Below are 1,643 nucleotides of genomic sequence, written 5' to 3'. Positions count from 1 at the left end.
TACAACCGAATAGGTCGTGGTGAGTCGAATACCACTGATGGCAGTGATTTTAGAAATAGGTATACAACGACTCCTTTAAGAAGGGAGAATTTTGGGAGAGCACCAAGACGTACAAGTTTTGCTAATACCAACATTGAAAACGCTCAAAATAAATTATCTCAAGAACAAATAAATAACATGTCTCCAATTGATGTTTTCACTTACTTTGATGAAGTCGTTGGAAGAAATGGTGACGGTGGAAGTTTATACTTTGGACCTGATAGTAAAATGTCTCAGTTATTTAGTCAGGGAAAAGGCGCTCAAACTTTTGAAAGGTTTCTCTATGACAAGTTTGGAGGTAAATTGAAAAATGGTGATCGAGTTGATGATTTCGGTTATGCATTTAACACTTCACGCTTTTTTAGAACAAATAATATTGCTGAGCATGTTGTAGGCAGCTGGGGTGGAGGAAAAGCCGTAGTTGTTGATCAAACGATTTTATTCCGAGCTACAAATACTATGGGAGTCAGTTCACTTTTTGCAGGTAGGTATACAGAAAAATGGTTTGGTTGGTCAATTGGTCCAAAAGCAAGTGATGTTCATATGACTATTGAATGGACTTCGCAGGTGAGGAATCAGTAATGAAAAAGCTTCTAATTTACCTTATTACTTTAGCTTTAGTGGGGCTTATAGGCACCTTTGTATTATATGGTGGCTGGATTTTCCCGGTCGAGGATATTTCTGGCTGTTATACGTTAACAACAAAAAAATACGTTGATAAATTATGCCTATACCCTAATGGTCAATATGAACAATTTTATGCCGAATCAGGTACGGAATTTGAAAAGTATAACAGTAATACCTGGAGAAGTTTTCCGCACTCTAATGATTTGGGTGATTTTATTGCGGGGAGTCTTAATCAATTTGTAACTAGAGATGATGAGGGAGTGGTGGATTCATTATCTAATATTGATATTCAGCCCCATCAAGATATATTTGGAAATGTTTTATTTGCCAGGGGAATGAATTCTTCAAGTGAGTGGAAAGAATATTATCGTGAGTGAGCAATAGGAGCCTTTATGGAGGCAGACATATCAAATATAACAGGAGCCTTTGTTTTAATTTTACTTACGATTTCTTGGCTTTGTATGTTTGGCCTTGCAATTTGGTCCATCTTTTTGTGGCTAAAACTATTTAAAGACTCAAATAGAAATGGTGGTTTTTTATCTAAAATTATACCTGTTTTTATTTTTAATAGCTCAATACTAAGTGATGAAGGAAAAACATCTAGGAAAAAATTTTTTAAGGTATTTGTGGTTTTTCTTTGTTTGGTAATTTTAAATATTGAATTATTATTTTTTGTAGATAGTATGCCAGCTTTAAAGTTTCCTGAAAGCTTGTATTGAGGGTCATACTTTTGGCCAAATAAGTGGTTAGACCTGAGGTGAAACTTCTCAGGCTTACTCGCCCACTTATATTTATTTTCTTAAGGCCCACTTTTGTGGGCTTTTTTATTTCTCCGAGTAAATTTTAAAAGGCGCAAGTAGTATATCAGTGGCTACTGATGTATTTGCTCGTGGCCTTAGTGCGCCTACCCCTCCCCAGAATACTCAACCCCCTTGAAAAAACTTCCGGTAACTTCTGTTATCGGCTATTTTTGGGTG

3 protein-coding genes are annotated in these 1,643 nt (G+C 36.0%); all 3 read left to right on the top strand.

The annotated features are described in order from the left end of the window. Nucleotides 1-621: hypothetical protein (locus tag F607_RS35030; RefSeq protein WP_169719861.1), on the top strand; the 621-nt coding region annotated here is incomplete at its 5' end. After that, entirely contained in the window at nucleotides 621-1,043 is a 423-nt protein-coding gene (locus tag F607_RS0126830) for a hypothetical protein (RefSeq protein WP_027710443.1), read from the top strand. The genes F607_RS35030 and F607_RS0126830, both read left to right, overlap by 1 nt. A gap of 15 nt (nucleotides 1,044-1,058) precedes the next feature. Further along, nucleotides 1,059-1,385 (top strand): hypothetical protein, encoded by a 327-nt coding sequence (locus F607_RS0126825; RefSeq protein ID WP_027710442.1) that lies wholly within the window; start codon nucleotides 1,059-1,061, stop codon nucleotides 1,383-1,385. Nucleotides 1,386-1,643 lie beyond the last annotated feature (258 nt).

This window comes from Zooshikella ganghwensis DSM 15267 (genome assembly GCF_000428585.1).
In the GTDB taxonomy this organism is placed as follows: Bacteria; Pseudomonadota; Gammaproteobacteria; order Pseudomonadales; family Zooshikellaceae; genus Zooshikella; species Zooshikella ganghwensis.
Note: the sequence above shows the minus strand (reverse complement) of the source record. Positions and strands in the feature narration are given on the sequence as shown.

Bases quoted from the DNA above. Each gene is read 5' to 3' on its own strand.
- F607_RS0126825 (WP_027710442.1), top strand. From the start codon at position 1,059: ATGGAGGCAGACATATCAAATATAACAGGAGCCTTTGTTTTAATTTTA.
- F607_RS0126830 (WP_027710443.1), top strand. From the start codon at position 621: ATGAAAAAGCTTCTAATTTACCTTATTACTTTAGCTTTAGTGGGGCTT.